Below are 17,718 nucleotides of genomic sequence, written 5' to 3' on the forward strand. Positions count from 1 at the left end.
TCTCGTCGGAAACGACAACCGCCTCTGTCCATGCTCGTCGGCTCCCGGCCGCGCCACATCCCACGAACGGACGGGTCTACTCCTCGCCCGGGGGTGAGGGCATGGGGAGGTAGACCTTGCCGCCCTCCTTGCGGAACTCCTCGGCCTTGGCCCGCATCCCCGCCTCGATGGCCTCGGTGTCGGTCAGGCCGTTGCGTTCGGCGTAGGCCCGCACGTCCTGGGTGATCCGCATGGAGCAGAAGTGCGGACCGCACATGGAGCAGAAGTGCGCGGTCTTCGCCGGGGCGGCGGGCATGGTCTCGTCGTGGAAGGAGCGGGCGGTCTCCGGGTCGAGGGAGAGGTTGAACTGGTCCTCCCACCGGAACTCGAAACGGGCCTGTGACAGCGCGTCGTCCCAGGCCTGCGCCCCGGGGTGGCCCTTGGCCAGGTCCGCGGCGTGGGCCGCGATCTTGTAGGCGATCACCCCGGCCTTGACGTCGTCACGGTCCGGCAGGCCCAGGTGCTCCTTCGGGGTGACGTAGCACAGCATCGCCGTGCCGTACCAGCCGATCATCGCCGCGCCGATGGCCGAGGTGATGTGGTCGTAGCCCGGCGCGATGTCCGTGGTCAGCGGCCCCAGCGTGTAGAAGGGGGCCTCCGAGCACAGCTCCATCTGCAGGTCGACGTTCTCCTTGATCTTGTGCATGGGCACGTGGCCCGGCCCCTCGATCATGACCTGGCAGTCGTGTTCCCAGGCGACGTGGGTCAGCTCCCCCAGGGTGCGCAGCTCGGCGAACTGCGCCTCGTCGTTGGCGTCGTAGATCGATCCGGGCCGCAGCCCGTCGCCGAGGGAGAAGGTCACGTCGTAGGCGGCGAGGATCTCGCACAGCTCCGCGAAGTTGGTGTAGATGAAGTTCTCCGCGTGGTGGGCCAGGCACCAGGCCGCCAGGATCGAGCCGCCCCGGGAGACGATGCCCGTCTTGCGGTTGGCGGTCAGCGGCACATAGGCCAGCCGTACCCCCGCGTGCACGGTCATGTAGTCGACGCCCTGCTCGCACTGCTCGATCACCGTCTCGCGGAAGACCTCCCACGACAGGGCCTCCGGTTTGCCGCCGACCTTCTCCAGCGCCTGGTAGATCGGCACCGTGCCGACCGGCACCGGGGAGTTGCGCAGGATCCACTCGCGGGTCTCGTGGATCCGTTTCCCGGTGGACAGGTCCATGATCGTGTCGGCCCCCCAGCGGGTGGCCCAGCGCATCTTCTCCACCTCCTCCTCGATCGAGGAGGAGACGGCCGAGTTGCCGATGTTGGCGTTGACCTTCACCAGGAAGTTCCGGCCGATGATCATCGGCTCGCTCTCCGGATGATTGACGTTCACCGGCAGTACGGCCCGGCCTCTGGCGATCTCGTCGCGGACGAACTCCGCGGCCACGCCCTCGCGCAGCGCGACGAACTCCATCTCCGGTGTGATCTCCCCGCGTCTGGCGCGGGCCAGCTGCGTGTGCCGTACCGGCTTGGGCAGCGTTCCGCCGCAGGACTCCGTCCCGCCGCAGGCGAGCGTCTCCCCGGTCCGCCGCCAGGCCGACCTGAGCGGCGGCAGGCCCTTGGCCGGGTCGGCGTCGTACTCCGGATCGGTGTACGGACCCGAGGTGTCGTACAGGACGACGGACGACCCGTCGGTCAGCGGCACCTCGCGCATCGGCACGCGGATGTCCGGCCGCGAACCGGTGAGGTAGATCTTCCTTGCGTTCTGGACATTCTGGGCAGCCTTCTGGGCAGGTGGCACCATAGGACAACTTCTCCCTACGCCGGCATTACCCGGTCAGGTTCAGCGGTCGGCAGCGGCGGTAGCTGCCCTCTCAGCCCGGTTGCCCCGAGCTCCCGCGTTGGCATACGTGCCGAACTGAGATGATCTCAGTTCGCGCCCCAATGATGCCCCATTCACCCCTTTGGAGCTACCTTCTGGCCTCTTGTGGCTATTTTTAGCGACACGGTACGGGCTGCCTTGGGTACGGCGTGCGGGTGAGGCCCCTGACCGGATCGGTCCGCAGGCCGACCAGGTGATGCCTTCAGCCCGGACCCCCGCGTCGCCAGGCTGAGGGCATGACCGGCGCTCTCATCGTCATCGACGTCCAGAACTCCTTCCTCCAGCTCCCCGACTGGCGGTACACCTCACGACCCGACATCGTCCCCCAGGTCAACCGCCTCGCCACGGCCGCCAGGGCCGCCGGGGACACGGTCGTGTGGGTCCTCGGCTCACGCCCGGGATCGGGCTCCGTCTTCGACCCGGCCCGGGGGTTCGTCCGTCTGATGGACGGCGTCGAGCCCCTTCCCGGGGAGCCGGTCCTCACCAAGACCGCGCACAACGCCTTCACCACCACCAACCTCCAGCAGTACCTCACCCAGCGCGGCATCAGGAAGCTGACCATCTGCGGAATCCGCACCGAGCAGTGCTGCGAGACCACCACCCGCATAGCCTCCGACCTGGGCTTCGAGGTCGACTTCGCCATCGACGCCACCGCTACCACGCCGATCCCGCACCGCACCGCCCCGGACGACCTGTCCTTCGCCGAACTCGTACGGCACCCGCGCACACTCGGCGTCGACGAGATCATCGCCCGCACCGAATACGCTCTGTCGGGCCGTTTCGCCACCATCAGAACCGTGGACCAGCTCACCGGAAACTAGGAGGTGCCGGTCATGCCGAGGGTCGTCTTCCTGCTCATCCCGCGGGTGCACCTCCTCGACGTGGCCGGGCCCGCCCAGGTCTTCTCCACCGCCGACGACCTCGGGCACCCGTACACGCTCACCTACGTCGCCGAGGACGACGAGGTCGCCACCGTCCAGGGGCTGCCCCTGCGGGCGGAGACCGGCTGGCCGACCCTGACGCCCGACGATCTGGTCATCGTGCCGGGCTGGCGCGGCCCGACCCGCCCCGCGAGTCAGAAAACCCTGCGCCACCTGCGCGAACACCACGCGTCCGGCGGTACGGTCGCCAGCGTGTGCGCGGGCGCCGACGCGCTGGGCCGCGCCGGGCTGCTCGACGGCCGCCGCTGTACGACCCACCACGCCGTCCAGGACGAACTCGCCCGCCTCCACCCCCGGACGACGGTCGTCAGGGACACGCTGTACGTCGAGGACGACCGGATCGTCACCTCGGCGGGCGTGGCCAGCGGAACCGACATGGCACTGCACCTGGTGACCACCCGGCACGGGCCGTACGTCGCGGGGCAGGTGGCCCGCGCCATGCTCGTCCACACCCACCGCGACGGTACGGCGGAGCAGGTCAGTCCGCTGTTGCGCCGTCGCTCGCACGTGGACGAGACGGTCCACCGCGTCCAGGACCTGATCGAGGTCCGGTTCACCGAACGGCTGCCGCTGAGCCTGCTGGCCGAGGCCGCCGGATGCAGCGAACGGACCGTGACCCGGCTGTTCAGCAGGGCGACCGGACTCACCCCCCTGGCCTACCAGACCGCCCTGCGCCTGGAACGCGCCGAACACCTCCTCGGTCGCGGAGCCACCGTCGAGACCGCCGCCCGCGCCGTGGGCTTCGCCGACGCCCGCATGCTCCGCAGGCTACGCGCCCGTACGACGCCCTCGGCGGGCCGCCGAAGCGTGGGGTTCCGCCGCTGATCCCGTCCCGGCGTGCACACCCACCTGGACAGGACTCGATCAGCGAGACCAGGCGTCGCCGGGGACACGATAGAGAACGCGCGACGCCGCGAACCACTCCCGGTCGAGGAACCGGCCCGTGATCCGCCCCGCCAGGATGAGGTAGTACTCCACCTGCTCCCGGAATCCGGCGCCGTCCAGGTCCAGATCCAGCGCGTGATCCCGGAACGCCTCCTCGCCCACCCTGCCCATGTGCTCCCCGTCGTGGTAGTAGACCATCCCCTCGTCGGCGAGCTCATACAGGCCGGCCATGTGCCAGTGGGCGAGAACGCCCCTTCCTCCCGTGCTCGCTTCTTCGGACAACGTGAAACCCCTGTTCATGGTGACCGCGACAGACCAGCCCGGGGAGTGCGTCCCGATCCAGACCAGAGTCTCCTGCCCGTCGTTCTCAATCAGGTCGAACGCGGTATCGAGATCGCAGGGAACTCCAGAGCCCGGATCCACCCAGAAACGCTCCGCGGCTTCACCGATTTCCTCCGTGTCGATCCAGGCCACATCGAAGCGGCTGTTCAGAAGATGCTCCTCCAGAAGATCCCACTGGCTCTCCGCAGGCATCGCTCGCGACAGGCTCAACAGACAGATCCTTCTAGAGGCCCTTTTACTGGAGGCGGACGGCCGCCTCCATCCGCAGATGTTCGGCTGCGCGACCTGCGCGTCGCCTGGGTCCATTGTGCCCGGCTGTCAGGACTCCAGCTCGATGCGTTCGAAGATGTCGGCGTCGGTCTGGCGCTGCCATTCGGGGAGGTCGTCCCAGTCGGCGACGTAGGACGGCTTGGGGTCGGGGATGTGCTTGTGGATCTGGGCGATCCAGCAGAGGGCCACGAAGCGCCCCTTCTGCTCACGGGTGAGCTTGCCGGTGTTCCCGCCGCTGACCCTGATGAACTCGGCCACCTGCCCGTAGACCGCCGCGGCGGCCTCACGCTCCCACTCGGGGGTCTGGTCCCACGGGGTGACGTAACCGGGCTTCGGCTCACCGGGAAAATGCTTCAGAACACCGGCGATCCAAGCCTCCCGAAAAACACGACCGTTCTCAGCCGTGGCACTCATCGAGAACTCCTCTCGTTCAGACGGAACCGGACAACCAGGTGTCCTTCCAGAGCGCACTGCGTCGTCACACGACAACAGGTCGTGCCAAGCGGACCCGTACGGCGGTGTTGCTCACACGGCCAGGCCTTCTTGGTTCTGACCACGATGGGAATGGCGGTCAGACCGCTCGCGCGGTGTGCAACTCCTCCTGGAAGTGGCGCACCTGCGGTTGTCTCGGCCACTGTCTCATCAGGGTGTCGGCGAGTTGGTCGAGTTCGGCCATGACGTGTTCGGAGGAAGATCTGCGTGCGTCGGCCAGGGCACCAAGTCCCGCGAAGGCCGCGGCGTCCGGTTCCCTGGCGGCGGCGTGGGCGGCGCCCAGCCGGGTCAGGTAGACGGCGCGGTCTCTGCGGTGAGCGGCCGGCATGGTGGTGATCTTGCTTTGCAGGATGGTGATCGCCCGTCCGGGTTCGCCCGCGTCCACGTAGCAGGTGGCCCGCTGCATGTCGGCGAAGTCGCCGGTGAAGAACCTCAGGTAGGGCGGGTCGGTCTCGGAGCGTCCCGTGGTTATCAGCTCGGTCGCCTCGTCGAGCTGGGCGGCGGCCACCGTGCCGGTGAGCGCGTGCCCACGCGCCTCGTAGGCCTGCGCGACACCGCGCAGGACCGGCGGGATCCTCCAGGAGGCGTTGCGGGCGGCCGTGGTGAGGTCGATCACCCGGGCGTGGTCGCCCTTGTCGAGAGCCAGGCTCGCCGAGCGGATCATCATGTAGGCGGCCATGGAGGTGTCTCCTGCTTCCATGGCCCAGGTGGCGGCGCGGTTGGCCCACTGCTGGCAGCCGTTCAGGTCCGCGCTCTCGCGCAGGAGCCAGCTGATGTGCTCGGCGTACTCGCTTTGGATCCGCCGCAGTTCCTTCCGTGCGACACCGGGGACCTCCTGGCGGGCCTTTTCGATGCCGCGTAGCTCCCGCTGAAGCACGGAGAGGTGCGCGGCCGGAGGTAGAAGGTGGTGACCCGCCTGATGGGCGTTCAGGACATGCCGGTAGTACGTCGTGCCGGTGGCCGTCAATGGTTCGGCTGAAGCAGCGCCGGGGACCAGGGCCGCCAGTCCGCCCGCGGCCAGTAGTTCGGTGAATTCACGACGGGAAAGTTTCACGGCGACAGTCCCTTCGCCGGTCGGGACATCAAAAGTGATGACCGTGGCGTCATCGGCTTTTCCAGGGTAGCCGTCGCTTTCCACTATCGACAGGACGTCGGCCAGTAGTTCCCCGATTTCCGGGGGCGGCAGTGGCAGCTTCCGGTGCGGGCCGAGAAGAAGGTCGTCGATCAGGCACCTGTACAGGCTCGCCAGCCGTACCAGGTCCTCGTAGGAGGGCGGCCGGGCGGAGGCGGACGACTCGGAGCCGGGGCCCTGCCAGCACTCCCAGTAGGAGATCTGTTTGAAGGTCTTGGGAGGGTCGCTGGGCCATTTCCTGTTGTACAGCTCGGCCACCTCGGCCTGGGTGAGGCCGGTGGCGTGCCGGAAGGCCATCAGCGGAGTAACGCCGAACCGTTCGGCTATCACCGCCGCGATCTGCCGGGTCGGAGCTCCGTGCTGTTGCAGTATCCGGCGCAGTTCCCTAACCTGGCGGCGACCACTTGCGGCTTCCATTCGGGTATGTCCCCTTTTCTTTATGGGTGAACAAACCAGAATCGACCGTACGCCGTTGACGGCTCTTCGTACTCCCCTTGTTGTGGGGAATTTCGAGTTTCACCGCTCCCCCTTCTCCGGGGTGGGAAAGCGCTTCGTTTCGATGTTCCGTACAGGGTGTTCACCGCCTTCGCCCGGAGAGACGAATGATCGCCGCTGCCTACCCGACCAGACGACCGTCGGCAACGACTCGACGCAATGTTCTCCCCACCGAGCCGTACGACCAACCTGGCCGCACCAGGACCGTTCCTCGCAGCTCTCGCCCCCAGGGAGCTGACGCCGAGCCACCGTGCCTCCGAATCGGGCAGCGCCGCTCCGGCGAGGCCCAGCAGGAGATCATCCGTTTCCCCGGAATCGAGATAGCGCTCCAAGCGTAACGACGCCCAAGGTTCAGCGAACAACAACTTTCGCCATTCGCTCCGTATCGCGTTTTCCTACCCGCCGTTCCTTCCTGAACCGTGGAGGCCCGTTTCATGCACAACGACATGCCCGTTCCCTCTACCCCGGAGATCCCGGGGTGGCGGCTGATCATCAGTGATGCCGGGCGGTTCTGGGCCGTTCGCAACCGTGCGTTTCCGCGTACGGCGTTGCGGGCCGGGGCGGAGCCGGCGGTGGACGCCGACACCTTCGAGGAGGTCCGCGAGGCCGTGGCCAAGCAGGAGGAGAAGGCCCGCGACGCCGTTGCGGGGGTGACCCCGTGACGGGGCGTCATCGGGACGGCCTGCCGTACGCGCCGGTGTATCGGCGGGTGTGGGACGGCCCGGCCCGCGCTGAGGCTGAACGGATCAACCAGTCGTGGGCGGACTGGACCGTCCTCTACAGCCTGGGACATCGCCGCTTCTACGCCATGGCGGGTTGGGACAACCCTCGGCCGGTGGTCGTCGAGGACATCACCGGTGAGGGGTTGGAGGAGCGGATGCGGGATGCGGAGATGATCCGGGCGATCCGGCTCACGGCGACCGCGTCCCGGCCCTCCCCGATGCCGGTTCGCGCGGAGGTTTCCCTCAGGCGGGGTGAGCCTTCCGGGGTGGCGGTCGTTGAGGAGACGGCGTCCACCGGTGGTCGGCGTTCACCGGACGGGAGGGCGGCATGATGTTCCCGTCCTGGGCACCTCGTCAAGTTTCTGAGTTTTCCGATCGAGCCTGTAACTCCGTGCAAGCGGCTCATCCGGACTGGCTGGTCTTTCACAGCGCGCAGTCCGGGCTGTGGAGCGCCTATCGGAGTGTCCTGTCCGGCAGGCCGTACCCCGGGGCGGTGCTGTTGGTGCGGGCCGAGTCCGCCGAGGAACTGGACCGTAAGTTGAGCGCCCAGGTGTCTCCGGCGGTGCCGCCGAGCATCCAGGCCGTCGCCGTCGCCCGCGCCCTGCGGGCTCGAACCGCCCGGGGCTCCCGGGCCGTCATGCCGGGTCGGTCCACGACGTTACGCAGACTTCTGCGCTCCTGAAGCCGGTACGGCGGGCGGTGGAACGTCATCCCACCCGTCGCTCGCCGTACCCATGAACGTGCGGCTCAGGTGGGAGGGACCTGGGCCGCACACCCTCGCGAGACGGCTCCCATGCGCGTTGGGGAAGGGGAACCGTCTGGCGCACCGGCCCCGCGTATGTGGGGCCGGTCCTCCTCCAGGGTGCCCGGCCCGTGCTCCCCGGCTCCGGGCCGGGCACCCGCCCTCGCGTCACCGCTCCACTCGACCCGGACGATCAGAAGTCCCGGCCCGGACGATCGGGAGTCCCGGCCGGGTGAAGGCTCCGGCCTCATGGCCCGGATGAACGAAGACGCCTGGACCTCACGGTTCGAGTGATCGGAAACCCCACCCGAACGATGACGGGCCGAGCGAAACCCGCCTCCTCACCAGGACGACCATGACCGACGACGAGCGACGACTGATCGACCTGCTGATCAGCGCCCACCCCGGCTGGCGGTACGAGTACCTCCACCTGCCCGGCCTGCCCCGGTGGTGGGCCATCCGCTACGAACCACTGCGCCTCCACCAGCGCGAAGCAGGGGCCCGCGACATGCTCGGCCGTACGTCCCTGCGCCGCCTCGCCAGGGCCCTGGCCCGGCATGACGAGATCCTCCGCCGAAGCCGCCACTGAAGGAGAGCCCTCCATGTCCCCACTCAAGGCCGTCGCCCCGGACGGCACCTTCGCCACCGGACCGGACACCACCGAACGGCTTCTCACCCCCGGCGAGGTGGCCCGCATCTTCGGCGTGGACCCCAAGACCGTCAACCGCTGGGCCCTCACCGGGAAGATCCCCTCCGTCCGCACCCCCAGCAGGCAACGCCGCTACCGGGAGAGCGACATCAACGCCCTTCTCAACGCCTGACACCGCTGACCTGCCCGGACGGCCGTATCGTGAGCCGCGTCGAGGAGAGGGGACGACCTTGTTGCTCACCCGGTTGGCCGTCAGGCGGGTTCCTGAGGGGTGGGCGGGGGCCGTACCCGCCGTCAGGCACCTTGTTGAGAACGGGCTTGAGGTGACCACGCCGGTCACCTTCCTCGTCGGAGAGAACGGCTCGGGCAAGTCGACTCTCGTCGAGGCCGTCGCCGATGTGTGCCGGGTCAACTCGGAGGGCGGCAAGGCGGGCACCATGTACTCCAGCACCGGGCCCGCCACACCGCTCGGGGAGGTGCTCGACGCCGAGCTGACCTCGAAGGGACTGCGGCTCATCCACGGGCCGAGGCTGAAGCGGCGGGTGTTCTTCCTCCGGGCTGAGACACTGTTCAACCTGGGGCAGAACGTGTCAGGCCGGTACGGCTTCTGGGAGCAGGACCTCACCCAGCAGTCCCACGGGGAGGGGTTCTTCACCGTCCTGGAGCGGATGGTCTCCGGTCCCGGGCTCTATCTGATGGACGAGCCCGAGGCGGCGTTGTCTTTCTCCTCCTGCCTGCGGCTGATGGCGTTGATGAACCGGGTGGCCGGGGAGGGCGGGCAGATCATCTGCGCCACCCACTCGCCCGTCCTCTCCAGTCTTCCGGGCGCGCGGGTCCTGGAACTCGGCGACGACGGCATCCGGGAGACCGAGTGGGACCGGCTCCAGGTGGTCGACCACTGGCGCCGGTTCCTCGCCAGGCCGGACCTCTACCTGCGGTACGCCTTGGAGTGACCCGGGTCGCCACTTACGCGGGCTTCAGCACACCGGCGATCCAGGCTCCCGGAAAACACGACCGTTTTCGATCAGAGCGCTCAACAGGAAACCCTCTCGTTCAGACAGAATCGGACAGCCGAGTGATACGGGGAAGCAGAGAAACGAACCATCTCTTCTCGGCTTAGAGGGTGTCCTGACAAGCCGATCGTCATCGACGAGATGGGGGACATCCCGTTCGACCAGGTCGTGGCCAACCTGTTCTTCACGGCCGAGGTGCTCACCCTGACTGGGGATTCCCACCGGAACCGTCGCGGGAGTCGCCGACCAAGGGACAACCGACCTGGGGAGTCGAATTCGCCGCAACCGCAGGGGGTCGGTGGTCGGCGTCCGTCGACGAACACGACCGTCCCAGTGATCGACAAGCCGTTCTCCAGCGCCCGCCCATAGCGTCGTTCGGAGCCTTCGCGCCGGGCGCGAAGCCAGAGCCGGCTCCAGGCGTGCGAGCACCCCCGAGAAGAGATAGCGGTGAGGTCCGGGAGATGAAGAGTGCAGGCGGGCGTCGGTGGAGCGGATGGCGGCGGGCGGTCACAGGGCTGGCGATCGGCGCTCTGGTCGTCGTCTCAGGGTTCGTGTGGCGGACGGTGACGACGACCGTGACCATGACCCCTTCCTGGACCTACGACATCGGCTACAGGGCCTCCGCTCCGGCGGTGGCCGACGGTGTGGTGTACGTCCTCGGCGGCGAACTCGGCGAGGACAGGATGTACGCCCTGGACGCGGCCACCGGCGAGCCGCGCTGGACCCACGACCTTCCCGGTGTGCCTTCAGCGGTCGGCTATTCCGATCCTGTGGTGGCCGAGGGTGTCGTGTACACCACCGATGACGGCAGGATGTACGCCCTGGACGCGGTGACCGGCGAGCGGCGCTGGACCCACGACACCCGTAACCGCGCCAGAGTCGGCTTCAGCCCGACGGCGACCGGCGACACCCTGTACTTCAGCGACGAGACAGGCAGGGTGTACGCACTGGACACGACCACCGGCGAACAACGCTGGGCCCGTGGAACCGGCGGCGGTGGCTTCAGGCCGGTGGTGGCCGGGGATGCCGTGTACGTCGGCGACGGAGCGGGCAGGGTGTACGCCCTGGACGCGGCCACCGGCAAGCAACGCTGGACCCACGACACCCGTAACCGCGCCAGGGTCGACTTCAGCCCGACGGCGACCGGCGACACCCTGTACTTCAGCGACGAGACAGGCAGGGTGTACGCACTGGACACGACCACCGGCGAACAACGCTGGACCCGTGAGATCGGCCTCGGCCTCTACGTCCGTCCGATGGTGGCCGACGGTGTCGTGTACGTCGGCGGCGCCAGGGTGTACGCCCTGGACGCGGCGACCGGCGAACAGCGCTGGATCTCCGAAACCAGCGGCCCCTACGTCAGTGTGACGCCGGTCGGCGGTGTCGTGTACGTCCGCGACGTCGAGGGCGACATGCGCGCCCTCGACGCGGTGACCGGCGAGCGACGCTGGACCTACGAGGTTTCCGATGGCGACTACTACCCCGATGATTCGGTGGTGGCCGAAGGGGTGGTGTATCTCGACGATGACGGCGAGAGCGTGGTGCGCGCCCTGGACGCGGCCACCGGCGAGCGACGCTGGACCTACGAAACCGGCGGCGGGATCCACAGGCCGGTGGTGGCCGACGGTGTCGTGTACATCTCCACCGGCGGCGACAAGTTACATGCCGTGAGAGCGGCGACGGGATGAGGCCGACCGGCCGTTTCCTCCGCCGACCGGCGACAGCTGCGGCAGTGCCACCGCACGACCTACCGTTCTCGAACAGACCGTCAACCGCTGGGCGTTGACCGGAAAGTCCGCTCCCCGGCAGGCAACGCCTTACCGGGGCAACGCCTGACACCGCTGACGAGCTCGGACGGCCATGTCGTGAGCCGCGCCGAGGAGACCTGCGCCACGCCCTGCGGGACTGACGGCCCGGCGCGTGAAGACCGCCTACTTGACGGTCTTCAGGAGGCTCGTCAGGGTGTCGACGTATTTGTCGTAGGTCATCCCGAGGATGGGTTCGAAGCCGAGCCAGGAGGCCTGACTGGCCATGGTCTGCGCCTCGGTGAACTTCAGCAGGCCCTCGGAGCCGTGACGACGACCCAGGCCGGAGGACTTCATGCCGCCCATGGGCGCGGTGAGCATCGGCGCTCGTCCAGTAGGCACAGGGCGTGTCCCATCGCTTCCGGACCGGGCAGACCGCGGGAGGGGGGATCTGGCGGCCTGCCCGTTCGGCACGGCTCAGGGCCCGCACGGGGGCGGGTTGAGGCGTGGCGGCGCTCGGTCCGGCTTCCTGCCGGAGGCCGAGTGCCGCCTCGACCCGGTCAGGGAACGAGTGGGCCTCGGTCAGCCGCCCGTACCCCAGCAGGGCTGGGACTGCTTGGTGATGTCACCATTGGTGTTCACCCAGACGTCGGCCATCCATCCTCTGGCGAACGGCTTGCCCGGAGAGCTTCCGGGGCCGTACACGGCGACCTTGTCCCAGTAGGGGTTGGACGGGTGGAACCAACCGGAGACATTCGAGCCACCGTCGACGTAGCACTCGACCTCGACACGCGTGCCGCCCTGGATATAGGGGCCGTCCTTGGCTCCCTTCTCGGGCCGTGCCCGTACGGCCACGAAGGCTTCGGAGCCGCCGAAGACGGTGCCGGCGACGGTCGACAAGCGGGTGGTCGCGGTGGGCTGCGCCTGGGCGGCGGCAGGGATGGGGGCGACTGCCAGCAGCAGCCCCGCCATCATGACCAGCGATCTGATACGCACTGTGGTACTCCATCTGACGCGTGAACCTCTTCAAGGCACCGTTCGCCCGACGTGTGGTGCGGGGCTTCGGGTGCGTCGATTGGCGATTCTGGTGTTCCGCGCGGTTGTCGCCCAGCGTGTGGATGCCGCGAGACAACGTGGAGACAACGAGATGGACGGCCGAGCCGCCCACGACCACTCCACGCACCAAGCCGTGCGCCGCAGCGACTGGCGACGGGCAGCGCGCCCGCCACCCTGGAACCACTCCTCGCCTACGTGACCGCCTGGTCAGACGCAGCTTCCAGCTCCGGGTGGAGGCGATCGCCTCTGCGGCCGATGACCCTCGTCGAGCAGGAGTACGGCGGCCTGCCCGAGAACGACAGGGCCGCCGCGCCGCTCAGGGCCGTGGGCACCCTCAAGCGGTCCGACTTCTCCGATCAGGCCGTGTTCGACGCGGCGGCCGACCCGAGTCCGGGTCGAGAACCACAGGCCACGAGCCACGCTCAGCATCGCCTGTATCAGGCTGTCCGTCTCCGCGGAAAGCCGCAGGCCCGAGCGAGAATGGCCACGGATCGGCGATCTGACCGGCGCGTCCACCCAGTACGGCGTGACCACCCGCCCTCCACCGGAGCGCCAACGTCATCCGGTCCTGGCAGCGCACGCATGAAGACCCCCAGCGCTCTGCTGGAGGTCTTCGTGTCATGGCCGGCGACGTCGGCCGTTCATGAACGCCAGACGTGCTCTGGCATCCCGGAGGCTCTCAGGGAGTCTGCAGGGTGGCTCGTACCCTGTCGTACATGGCCTGGTGGCCGAGCCTGTTCGGATGCACCCATTCCTGCTTGCTCAACGTGTCCAGGATCCCCGTCATCCAGCTCTGATCCGTGCACAGCTCGTGGCCCTTGAGAACATCGCTCATGTCGATGGCGTTGACACCTGCCCTCGTGGCCTCTCTCACGATGAGGGCGTCCATCTGGCGAGTGAGGTAGTTGAACCACTGTCGATCACCCTCGCTGAAAACACCGTCATCTATGCACCCCTGTCGGCGTTCGCTGTCGTGCTCGACGAAGAAGACCGGATAGGTCAGTACGTTGATCTCGGCGTCGGGGGCGCGGCGCCGCAAATCAGTGAAGAATTCACTGAGCTTGGGCTGCAGGTCAAGGATGTCACGCAGCACCAGGTCCACGCCGGTGCCTGTCTCGGTGTACTTGTTGCGGCAGTCGCTGGTCCATCTGTTCAGGACGCAGTTGGCGAGGACGCGGGCGAACCCGGCGTCGTTTCCGCCGAGGGTCAGCATGACCATGCCGGTGTCCGTGTCAAGCACGTCGCGCTGTGGACCTTCCCCCTTGTTGCCGGAGTGATTGGGCTGCTCGTAGTCGGCAAGAAGGGCGCCGCTGCAGGCGACCTGCCGCCAGTCGATGTCGTGGTAGGCGCTGCTGCCGCTCTGGAAGCGCCGCTGCCACGACAGCCCGGAGCGGTGGCATTTGTTCTCGCTGGTATTGGTCTCCAGGTCGTACGTGAGTGTGCCCTCGCCTGCGGAAAAGGAGTCGCCCAGCAGTCGCAGCGTGCCCGGGGCGGAAACGGGGGCGAAGGCCACGGCGTCGAATCCTATGTCGTCGCCTTCCTCGAAGCCGTTGCTCGTGATGTTGTTCAGCGTGACCTTCGCCCCCGAGCCGAGCCAGTACGTACCGAGCGACGTCCACGAGTTCGGGTGAAGCTCCTGGTTCACATCCTTCGCCCAGGTGGCACCCCTGCCGTTGTGGATGACATACCTCGCCATAGCCCAAGCGCCGTCACTCGGAACGAACGCGTAGACCCGATAGCGACCCCGTGCCAGGTTGTCGGGTTGCCAGGTCGCCTCGACCGACCATTGCGCGGGCACACCATTGAGGTACGTGTGGGTGAACCACGCGTGCCCGCCGAACCCGACACCGAGCTGGTGCCAATCGACGTCGTTGCCGTCGGGGCCGCCCGGCTCGCTGATCCCGCGAGCGACGGAGAAACGCCCACCGTTGGTCCAGTCGGGGCGGGAGCAGCCGACGAGGTTGACCCCCGCCGCCTGGTTGTCCACGATGACCGTGTCCGGAGGAAGGCCGCTCTCCAGACGACCGCATACGGGCGGCGAGGGATTGAGGGCCGAGGGCTCCGGCGCGTTGTCGGCGACGGTATCGGTGCCTCCGTGGCACAGGACGACCACACAGACGATGATGGGGCGATGCCACCAGCAGTGATAGTCGGCGCGCTGGCAGATTCCCGCATGCGGCAGCGGATTCAGCACCTGCGAGTCGCAGGAGCTGGTCTGGTCGCACATGGCGAACAGGTTGGGTAGCGCCAGCAGGGCGCCCGTCTGGGTGGCGTAGTCGTAGGTGCCCTCGAACTTCAACCCTCCGTCGTAGAGGTCCTGCTGGCCGCTCTCCATCCAGCCGAAGATCTTTTCTTGGTAGGGCCAGTCCTGCGGATGACGAGCGTCGTCGAACGTGCGCACCGCCGCGCCCTCGACGCCGACATGCAGGAACGGGTGCCGCTGGGGATCGTAGTTGGGGTTGGCCGGATTGTTGGTCCACCCCATACCCCAGTTGCCGTCCGCATCGGTGCAACCGGGACCCGGCGTGCACCCCGAGGTGTTGCCGGTACTGCCCTGGGGGTTCACACCGCTGTTGTACGCCCACACGGCGAAATACCAGTTCTCCAGGCTGCCGGGGTTGCCGGCGTCGACGGTGATGCCGGCCGCGCCGAGCTGGTTCCATTTCCGCGCCAGCACCTGCGCTGCGGCGGCCGCGTTCTCGGCGTAGTCCACGGCGATCTTACGCTGGAGGCCGCTGGGCTGACCGGTGGCGCCCATGCGCATGAGGTCGGTGATCTGGCCCAGCCCGTAGCCGCAGTCGGCTTGGGAGTAGTCGATGTACTCGCTGGCACGTGATCCGTAGTAGTCCGCGATCAGCGGGTTGCCGGACAGCCCGGGGCGCACGTGCCAGCTCGCCTGCGCCCAGTTCGTCTCCTGCGCGAACACCGCGCTGATCACCTCGCGAGGGATGTGGTCACCGTTCGTGCCGAAGGGAGCGGGCAACGGGAAGTCCCGGCTCGGTGAATATCCGGGCTGCGACAGGTTGAAAGCGCCTCCCGGCCGCAGGGCGCCTCCCCCGACCCCGACCAGAGTGCCGCGCCCGGCGCGGTTGGCGGCCCATTCCACCTGCTGGTAACTGGGCTGCGGCACCTGGTTGAAGATGTCGTTGCGCGGCACCGCGCACACCGGCTCGTCGGCGGCGAGCGCCTTGGTGCCACTGCTTCGCACAGCCTTCCGCCGGTCCGGCGCTGGTGGGAGCTTGGTGTAGGGACGGACTCGCTCCTTGGGAAGATCGGGCGTCAGAGTACGACCCTGCCCGTCCAGAAGACGCCGGCCGTCCACGCCACTGACAGTGGCGCCGAGCAGCGCCGTCCCGTCAAGCGAACCTGTCTCGATCCAGGTTCCGGCGGGAACGCCGACCGGTTCGGTCTCTGCCGCCTGGCGATTCTCCGCGGCGCCCACGATACGGTTGCGGCCGTTCCTGCCGGGGAGCAGGCGCAGATCGGCCAGGCCGCCCTCGGCGACCTCATGGGCGCTCTTGCTCCTCCCGTTCCAGTGCCATACCTGGGCCTTGCGATCCGCCTGGGCCACCAGCAGGTCCAGGCCCCTGCCTCCGGCGGCCGGTGTCAATCGGAACGCCTGGCCCGGTACGGAGAACACCTCCTGCGCCCTGTCACCGTTCAGGCGCACCACATGGTCGCCGCGGGCTGCGTAGACGCCGTCGCTCACCGGCACGGCCGCGGTGAGCTGCTGGGGCACCTCGCCGACCGTACGCGTGTTCCCCGTACTGGCTTGGGCGGTCAGCACCGTTGTCCGGCCGCTCTCCGCTCCGGTGAACCGGGTGAGAGCGACGTCGTCTCCGGCGCCGCAGCCTGGGTTGAAGTAGGTCAGTGCCATCTTCGCGGCCAGCGGACGCACCTTGCCGGTGGCGATGTCCACCGCATAGGCCAGGCCGCCGTGGCCCAGGCCGCCGGGGCTGTTGTTCGCGTGCCAGGGGGCCACGACGGCGACAATTGATTTGCCGTCTCCGGTCAGGCAGTGGTTACCGATCCAGGGTTCGCCCGAGTACCCGCCCGGCTGCAACGAGGCGAGCGGGCGCCAGCGCCAGCTCTGGCTGGAGTGTGCCGTGAACAGGTGGTATCCGTCCTTGTCCGCGGCTGCCGCCACGATGACGTCCCCGGAGCCGGCGGCAGGTGGCGACGAGAGGAGCTTCTTGCGGCCCGGTCCCAGCGCCTGCCGATCGACGGGCGAATGCCTGGCGACGTTCGGGGCCGATGAGTGGTGTGCCTGCTGGGGGCCGTACGACGGGACGGCGGTGGCCGCCGGAGCCGACGTGACGAGCATGAGGGGAACGGCTAAGAGGAGCAACGGCGTCGGCAGCCTTCGCTGTCTGGACGACCGACGCCGAAGTGGGCGAAATGACTGTGGGGACATGAGTTTCCACCGTGCGCTTGGGCGAGTGCGGGGATTGCGGGATGAGCCGCGGTGCGACGAGAACTCACGGTCGGATGGGTCGGTCGTACAGGCACGCGCGAGTGAACGGTCGGCCAGGCGTGCGATTGTTCGCCGGTGTTTTTCACCGGCATGCGGTGTGAACGGGGAGCATCGCAGAAGTCCCCGGTCACACCGTCACGTGCTACGAATGTCGACGACCGGCTGCATCCTTATCCGGTCAGCCGGACACCTCGGCCCAGGCCGGACCGGCTCCGTTCCCCCAGCAGCACGCGCCGTATGCGGTCGCGGTGACGTTGCGGGCGTAGAGCTGATCGGAAAAGGCGAGAGTGCTGCCGTATACGGTGTACAGATCAGTACAGGTGTTGAAGCCGTCCCGACAGAGGTGAACCTGTACGGACGCCGCACCGTCGAAGACTCTGACTTTCGACCAGTTCGTTCCGCAATGCGGCGAATACCGCAGTTCGACGACGGCGTTCTCCTGGACGGTGGGCGTCCCGCCCTCGGTGTGGTGCCAGAGGTAGGCCTGCGACACCGTGAACGCGTCCTTGCCGCACCCGGACACCTCCGGGTCGGTGTTGTCGCACGTCGCCTCCGAAGGGTTGGCGTAGCAGGCGGCATCGCTTCCGGCCGCGCGCCGTCCCGAGGGGTCGTCCAACGCGAACGCCGGCCCGGAGGTCATGGCCACCGACCCCGCCAGCATCACCCCGAACAGTTTGAGTGCGAGTGAGACACCTCGCCGTGACATGAGCCGCTCCTTTCGAAAGCACCATCCGCTCGACGGTGGTGTCGGGCTTCGGGTGCGTCGATCAGATCGTGGTGTTCCACGCGGTTGTCGCCCAGCGTGTGGATGTCGCTAGACAACGTGGAGACAACGCGATGGACGGCCGGGCGCGATTGTGGAGATCTACTCGGTTGTCGCCCAGGGCCTGTCTGACAATTCGGAATGGCGGCGC

At 68.0% G+C, this 17,718-nt stretch carries 17 protein-coding genes and 1 riboswitch; of the genes, 9 read left to right on the forward strand and 8 right to left on the reverse strand.

The genetic code is table 11. From position 1 onward, the window contains the following. Nucleotides 1–76: 76 nt before the first annotated feature. Nucleotides 77–1,768 (reverse strand): phosphomethylpyrimidine synthase ThiC, encoded by a 1,692-nt coding sequence (thiC, locus tag ABT340_RS09010; RefSeq protein ID WP_352010129.1) that lies wholly within the window; start codon nucleotides 1,766–1,768, stop codon nucleotides 77–79. Further along, nucleotides 1,763–1,874: riboswitch (TPP riboswitch) on the reverse strand. It overlaps the preceding gene by 6 nt. Nucleotides 1,875–2,082: 208 nt before the next feature. On the opposite strand from thiC, the gene ABT340_RS09015 reads away from it, so the two are divergent. After that, on the forward strand, nucleotides 2,083–2,667 hold the full coding sequence (locus ABT340_RS09015) for a cysteine hydrolase family protein (protein WP_352010130.1): 585 nt from the start codon (nucleotides 2,083–2,085) through the stop codon (nucleotides 2,665–2,667). A gap of 12 nt (nucleotides 2,668–2,679) precedes the next feature. Further along, on the forward strand, nucleotides 2,680–3,612 hold the full coding sequence (locus tag ABT340_RS09020) for a GlxA family transcriptional regulator (protein WP_352010131.1): 933 nt from the start codon (nucleotides 2,680–2,682) through the stop codon (nucleotides 3,610–3,612). Between the two features lie 39 nt (nucleotides 3,613–3,651). Here ABT340_RS09020 and ABT340_RS09025 read toward each other — a convergent pair whose 3' ends face one another. The 3 genes from ABT340_RS09025 to ABT340_RS09035 all read right to left on the reverse strand — a co-directional run bounded on the left by ABT340_RS09025 (nucleotide 3,652) and on the right by ABT340_RS09035 (nucleotide 6,325). Further along, a complete protein-coding gene (locus ABT340_RS09025) occupies nucleotides 3,652–4,224 on the reverse strand; it encodes a hypothetical protein (RefSeq protein WP_352010132.1) in 573 nt (190 codons plus the stop codon). A gap of 108 nt (nucleotides 4,225–4,332) precedes the next feature. Beyond that, complete coding sequence (locus ABT340_RS09030) at nucleotides 4,333–4,698, reverse strand: hypothetical protein (RefSeq protein ID WP_352010133.1); 366 nt, start codon at nucleotides 4,696–4,698, stop codon at nucleotides 4,333–4,335. Between the two features lie 157 nt (nucleotides 4,699–4,855). Further along, nucleotides 4,856–6,325 carry an NsdA family TPR-like regulatory protein gene (locus tag ABT340_RS09035; RefSeq protein ID WP_352010134.1) on the reverse strand — a complete coding sequence of 490 codons (1,470 nt, stop codon included), beginning with the start codon at nucleotides 6,323–6,325 and terminating at the stop codon, nucleotides 4,856–4,858. Nucleotides 6,326–6,849: 524 nt separating this feature from the next. Between ABT340_RS09035 and ABT340_RS09040 the strand changes: the two genes are divergently transcribed. From ABT340_RS09040 to ABT340_RS09070, 7 genes are all read left to right on the forward strand, one after another. Beyond that, nucleotides 6,850–7,065, forward strand: a complete 216-nt coding sequence (locus tag ABT340_RS09040) for a hypothetical protein (RefSeq protein ID WP_352010135.1) — start codon at nucleotides 6,850–6,852, stop codon at nucleotides 7,063–7,065. Further along, nucleotides 7,062–7,457 carry a hypothetical protein gene (locus ABT340_RS09045; protein ID WP_352010136.1) on the forward strand — a complete coding sequence of 132 codons (396 nt, stop codon included), beginning with the start codon at nucleotides 7,062–7,064 and terminating at the stop codon, nucleotides 7,455–7,457. The genes ABT340_RS09040 and ABT340_RS09045 overlap by 4 nt, the downstream gene beginning before the upstream one ends. Before the next feature lie 59 nt (nucleotides 7,458–7,516). Continuing rightward, nucleotides 7,517–7,807, forward strand: a complete 291-nt coding sequence (locus ABT340_RS09050; RefSeq protein WP_352010137.1) for a hypothetical protein — start codon at nucleotides 7,517–7,519, stop codon at nucleotides 7,805–7,807. Nucleotides 7,808–8,222: 415 nt separating this feature from the next. After that, on the forward strand, nucleotides 8,223–8,456 hold the full coding sequence (locus tag ABT340_RS09055; protein WP_352010138.1) for a hypothetical protein: 234 nt from the start codon (nucleotides 8,223–8,225) through the stop codon (nucleotides 8,454–8,456). A 13-nt stretch (nucleotides 8,457–8,469) separates the two neighbouring features. After that, nucleotides 8,470–8,688, forward strand: coding sequence for a BldC family transcriptional regulator (locus ABT340_RS09060; RefSeq protein WP_352010139.1), 219 nt, complete (start codon nucleotides 8,470–8,472; stop codon nucleotides 8,686–8,688). Nucleotides 8,689–8,749: 61 nt separating this feature from the next. Beyond that, on the forward strand, nucleotides 8,750–9,469 hold the full coding sequence (locus ABT340_RS09065; protein WP_352010140.1) for an AAA family ATPase: 720 nt from the start codon (nucleotides 8,750–8,752) through the stop codon (nucleotides 9,467–9,469). A gap of 521 nt (nucleotides 9,470–9,990) precedes the next feature. Then, nucleotides 9,991–11,217, forward strand: a complete 1,227-nt coding sequence (locus ABT340_RS09070; protein WP_352010141.1) for an outer membrane protein assembly factor BamB family protein — start codon at nucleotides 9,991–9,993, stop codon at nucleotides 11,215–11,217. Between the two features lie 243 nt (nucleotides 11,218–11,460). Here the strand turns inward: ABT340_RS09070 and ABT340_RS09075 are convergent, their stop codons facing one another. From ABT340_RS09075 to ABT340_RS09090, 4 genes are all read right to left on the reverse strand, one after another. Further along, nucleotides 11,461–11,676, reverse strand: a complete 216-nt coding sequence (locus ABT340_RS09075; protein ID WP_352010142.1) for a hypothetical protein — start codon at nucleotides 11,674–11,676, stop codon at nucleotides 11,461–11,463. Nucleotides 11,677–11,856: 180 nt separating this feature from the next. Next, nucleotides 11,857–12,270 carry a hypothetical protein gene (locus ABT340_RS09080; protein ID WP_352010143.1) on the reverse strand — a complete coding sequence of 138 codons (414 nt, stop codon included), beginning with the start codon at nucleotides 12,268–12,270 and terminating at the stop codon, nucleotides 11,857–11,859. Nucleotides 12,271–13,009: 739 nt separating this feature from the next. Next, nucleotides 13,010–16,654 carry a GDSL-type esterase/lipase family protein gene (locus ABT340_RS09085; protein WP_352010144.1) on the reverse strand — a complete coding sequence of 1,215 codons (3,645 nt, stop codon included), beginning with the start codon at nucleotides 16,652–16,654 and terminating at the stop codon, nucleotides 13,010–13,012. A gap of 328 nt (nucleotides 16,655–16,982) precedes the next feature. After that, nucleotides 16,983–17,465, reverse strand: coding sequence for a DUF2690 domain-containing protein (locus ABT340_RS09090; protein ID WP_352010177.1), 483 nt, complete (start codon nucleotides 17,463–17,465; stop codon nucleotides 16,983–16,985). Between the last annotated feature and the right edge of the window lie 253 nt (nucleotides 17,466–17,718).

This window comes from Streptosporangium sp. NPDC000239, from assembly GCF_040300765.1.
GTDB lineage: Bacteria > Actinomycetota > Actinomycetes > Streptosporangiales > Streptosporangiaceae > Streptosporangium.

Excerpts from the sequence above, each read along its gene's own strand:
- ABT340_RS09015 (WP_352010130.1), top strand. The coding sequence starts at position 2,083 with ATGACCGGCGCTCTCATCGTCATCGACGTCCAGAACTCCTTCCTCCAG.
- ABT340_RS09060 (WP_352010139.1), top strand. The coding sequence starts at position 8,470 with ATGTCCCCACTCAAGGCCGTCGCCCCGGACGGCACCTTCGCCACCGGA.
- ABT340_RS09055 (WP_352010138.1), top strand. The coding sequence starts at position 8,223 with ATGACCGACGACGAGCGACGACTGATCGACCTGCTGATCAGCGCCCAC.
- ABT340_RS09070 (WP_352010141.1), top strand. The coding sequence starts at position 9,991 with ATGAAGAGTGCAGGCGGGCGTCGGTGGAGCGGATGGCGGCGGGCGGTC.
- ABT340_RS09035 (WP_352010134.1), bottom strand. The coding sequence starts at position 6,325 with ATGGAAGCCGCAAGTGGTCGCCGCCAGGTTAGGGAACTGCGCCGGATA.
- thiC (WP_352010129.1), bottom strand. The coding sequence starts at position 1,768 with ATGGTGCCACCTGCCCAGAAGGCTGCCCAGAATGTCCAGAACGCAAGG.
- ABT340_RS09085 (WP_352010144.1), bottom strand. The coding sequence starts at position 16,654 with ATGCTCGTCACGTCGGCTCCGGCGGCCACCGCCGTCCCGTCGTACGGC.
- ABT340_RS09020 (WP_352010131.1), top strand. The coding sequence starts at position 2,680 with ATGCCGAGGGTCGTCTTCCTGCTCATCCCGCGGGTGCACCTCCTCGAC.
- ABT340_RS09030 (WP_352010133.1), bottom strand. The coding sequence starts at position 4,698 with ATGAGTGCCACGGCTGAGAACGGTCGTGTTTTTCGGGAGGCTTGGATC.
- ABT340_RS09040 (WP_352010135.1), top strand. The coding sequence starts at position 6,850 with ATGCCCGTTCCCTCTACCCCGGAGATCCCGGGGTGGCGGCTGATCATC.
- ABT340_RS09090 (WP_352010177.1), bottom strand. The coding sequence starts at position 17,465 with ATGCTGGCGGGGTCGGTGGCCATGACCTCCGGGCCGGCGTTCGCGTTG.